This window comes from uncultured Tateyamaria sp., assembly GCF_947497045.1.
Classification (GTDB): domain Bacteria; phylum Pseudomonadota; class Alphaproteobacteria; order Rhodobacterales; family Rhodobacteraceae; genus Tateyamaria.
The window spans coordinates 1-3420 of sequence record NZ_CANMEU010000034.1 but is presented as its reverse complement, the minus strand read 5'-3'; the positions used below and the strand labels follow the sequence as shown (position 1 = coordinate 3420).

Annotated in this window: 3 protein-coding genes and 2 pseudogenes; 1 reads left to right on the top strand and 4 read right to left on the bottom strand. The window is 50.0% G+C overall.

Annotated features, from left to right (window positions below):
* Both Q0859_RS21335 and Q0859_RS21330 read right to left on the bottom strand, forming a co-directional pair.
* A pseudogene (locus Q0859_RS21335) lies at window positions 1-1103 on the bottom strand (hypothetical protein); the annotation flags it as partial.
* A 5-nt stretch (window positions 1104-1108) separates the two neighbouring features.
* The gene (locus Q0859_RS21330) at window positions 1109-1918 is read right to left on the bottom strand and encodes a formylglycine-generating enzyme family protein (protein ID WP_299155151.1); all 810 of its coding nucleotides are present in this window, start codon (window positions 1916-1918) and stop codon (window positions 1109-1111) included.
* A gap of 437 nt (window positions 1919-2355) precedes the next feature.
* Here Q0859_RS21330 and Q0859_RS21325 point away from each other — a divergent pair, with 437 nt between their 5' ends.
* Entirely contained in the window at window positions 2356-2508 is a 153-nt protein-coding gene (locus tag Q0859_RS21325; protein WP_299155154.1) for a hypothetical protein, read from the top strand.
* Here Q0859_RS21325 and Q0859_RS21320 read toward each other — a convergent pair.
* A pseudogene (locus Q0859_RS21320) lies at window positions 2442-2720 on the bottom strand (transposase); the annotation flags it as partial. The gene Q0859_RS21325 and the pseudogene Q0859_RS21320 overlap by 67 nt on opposite strands.
* Before the next feature lie 45 nt (window positions 2721-2765).
* The coding region (locus Q0859_RS21315) for an IS3 family transposase (RefSeq protein ID WP_299155148.1) at window positions 2766-3420 on the bottom strand (655 nt) is incomplete at its 5' end.

Here is a 3420-nt window from a genome sequence, read left to right as displayed (position 1 = left end):
TCACGACCGGCGCCGCCTTCAACGGTGTCATCACCAGCTCCGTCATAGATCGCGTCATCGCCGTCACCCGCCAGAATAAGCTGGCCTTGGTCGGAAATGTCATCGCCATCTGCATCGACAAAATTTTGATCAATAGTGTCTCCTGACATGGTCCCATCGACGATCCGGTCTTTGATTTGGCTTGAACCAAAATCGAAGGAGTTGCTGAACGCCACCTCAATGGAGTCTACTGGGTCAATTAGATAAGCAATCCCATCACTTTCTGGGTTTGTACCATCACTCGAACGTGTGTATCCAAATGTCGAGAGCGTAAAGAAGACATTGCCGTTGTCAATTAGCGCAGCCGGGAATGCCCCGGCGTTCACTTCCGCAATCCACTCCGCTTGGCTAATTTCTCCTACGAGTTCATCAGGAAGCTGCGACCAATTGTCATCACGGTAGTAGACTTCAGCCCTCTTGTAGGACAGCCCTTCATCATAAACGACAACGACAAAATTCTCACCATAAATATTTATTTGGTCGGTAGTGGGAAAGCCTTCAATAACCGAACTATATGTAGGCAAGTTTACTTCCGAGACAATCTCATCTGGAGCCTCACCCGCCTTAACGAAACGCGCAGTAAACGTGTCGCGTGGTGGGAGTATTGTTGAATTTATGATAAAAACTTCTGAGAATGAAGTGAGTGCATCCATTCCAGCTCCTAGTATTTCAGCGGCCTTTTGAGCAGTCTCTAACTTTGATTCGCCTGTAATCCTAGTTATATCATTTACGAAGTCCGAATTTATCTGAGTTCTGCTGTAGCTAGCCTCTCGTCCAGCAATCGAAAGTGAAACATTTTCACCACTAAAACTGACTCCACCTAGTGTAATTCCAATATCTTCTAACTCTGTTTCGACAGCACCAGAAATCGACAAAACGCTGTCGAAATTTCTGCCCTGAGGGCCAAATCGCAGCGTCATAGTAAAACTGCCAGCCGTTGGTAAAGAGGTGCCAATGTCGATCTCATAGACATCACCTAACCCCGAGCGCACACGGCCTGAAACAGAGAAAATTCCAACATTTCCCTCCAAGACCCCAAAATCTGTGTATCTTCCACCGCTCATTTCAGTCACTCCCTAAATTCTCTGACCACTCGGAATCCCGCCATCTTGGACCGGCTATTTTCAGACTGACTACCCCGATTGGCTGGCCGTGCATATTCAGCATCGCTCGCAAAGTCGCCCCCCTTACTAACTCGTCGACAACTAGAAATGCGTTGAGCCTCCGCCAAATATGCGCTTGAAGTCGCTAGAGACAAATGCCGTTCACTCCAACATGACAATGTGTGCTCTGAAAGGTTACCAGCCATATGCCGGAGGCCCCATGCATTTGCAGCATCCAATTGGTCGACGCGTACAGGCATTCTTCTGTTATCAGGAACAGATTTGTACCGCTCACCTACCCATTCGAAAATCGTGGTGTTTGCTTGATATCTTGTAAGAACATCCCCTTGACCAAACTTTGTAGTAGAGCCTGCTCGTGCCGCGTATTCCCACTCCGCTTCGGTTGGTAGACGATATACATCCAGACCCGTACGCTTGTTCAGCCAAGCAATGTATTCAAGTGCATCAATATATGAAACGTTCAAAATAGGATGTAGAGCGTGATCAACAACAAAGTACCCACCACCAAATTTTAGATGTTTTGTTGCGGGTATATGGCTACAACCATTGTCGACAACGCACGCCGTCCATTCTGCGCGAGTTACCTCATTTCGCCCCATAGCAATCGGTAAGTCGATACGTACTTTGTGCTCCGGGCCTTCATGTTCAAACCCAACTCTTTGCCCTGGCTCCGGCTTATTCCACAGTCTATAGACGTACTCGGACTGCGCAAGAGGTGCACCCATTACGAAGTTACCTAGTGGCAGCATGATCATCTCAGGGCAGTGCGTACATTCCTTAAACCTCTCCAATGCGACTACTTCCCTGCCTCCTGAAAGTTTGTAGTGCTTAGCTACGTCTGCTGACGCTAGGTCTGCGACTTGAATGCAAAAAACGGAAGATAGGATTGCAGAAGACAGAACGCTCAGCATTAGATACTTATTAGCCCAAGAGCCATTCATTCAAAAACCACTATTGCAAAAAAAACTGTTTCAACTGATCAAAGCAGTGCATCAGCTTAGGCAGTTCTATAGGCTACTGTTAGGATATTGATGTCATGTCGATTTGATGATTGCAACACCCGCATTCCGGGTGGTAGTTTCAGGAGCCATTAATCGGCTTGAAACTGTCTGACGTGAGCGCCTACGGGACCATTTAGGGAGATTTGCTAAGAGAGGTTTTGTTGCTCATCGTAACCACTGAGGAGTGGACGATGAGAAAGACAACGACGAGCCCTGCCGAGAAGATCGTCAAAGACATCAAGCGCGCCACGCGCAAGCAGAATTCTAGACTCAGGACTCATGACCAGAATATGACGGTTGCGGCGAGAGCGATTGCTGACAAGAAGACCTTGGGGCATCGGTAATAGCGGGCTGAGACACGTCGCCAATCTTTGAGCCTGCCGAACATCCGTTCGATACGATTGTGTCGTCTGTAGCGGCGCTTGTCGTATCTGACGACCTTACAGCGGGACTTGCGGCCTGGGATGCAGGAGGGCGTTCCCCTGTCTGCCAAGGCTTCTCGGAACCAATCAGCATCATAACCCCGATCAGCAAATAGCCAACCAGCATAGGGTAGACCGCTGGTAATCCCCCCATTTTTAGAGGGGCGCATCAGTAGAATCTAAGCCGCCTTCAATTTCTGTATCGGGGTAATTCCCCCGATCCCCATATTTGGCCTTTCATTGTTGTAAGTCCAGAGCCAGCGGGTGGCATGCTCTTGGACCTCTTCGATGCTCTGGAAGTGATATCGCCCCAGCCATTCCGTGCGGACAGTCCGGTTGTATCGTTCGACATAGGCATTCTGCTGAGGCTTGCCTGGCTGGATGTAGATCAAGCCGATCCCAGCCTTCTCTGCCCAGTTCTGGAGCCTGGCACTGACGTATTCAGGGCCATTGTCGACCCTGATCGCAAGAGGCTTCCCTCGCCACGCAATGATCTGGTTCAATGTCCGGACGACGCGTCCTGACGGCAGCGAGAAGTCGACCTCAATGGCCAGACCTTCGCGATTGAAGTTGTCCAACACGTTCAACGTTCGGAATGATCTGCCATCCGCCAACTGATCAGCCATGAAGTCCATCGACCAGACTTCATTCGGCGCTTCCGGCACGGCCAGTGGCTCAGGCTTCTCCCGTTGCAGCCGTTTACGGGGCTTGATCCGCATGTTCAGCTCCAGCTCGCGATAGATGCGATAGACGCGCTTGTGGTTCCATTTGAACCCCTTCACGTTCCGCAGATGCAGAAAGCACAGGCCGAAGCCCCAGGTCTGCTTGGCATTC

What these genes read in the sequence shown, in the direction of transcription:
- Q0859_RS21330 (WP_299155151.1), bottom strand. Translation starts at nt 1,918, where the DNA reads ATGATCATGCTGCCACTAGGTAACTTCGTAATGGGTGCACCTCTTGCG.
- Q0859_RS21325 (WP_299155154.1), top strand. Translation starts at nt 2,356, where the DNA reads ATGAGAAAGACAACGACGAGCCCTGCCGAGAAGATCGTCAAAGACATC.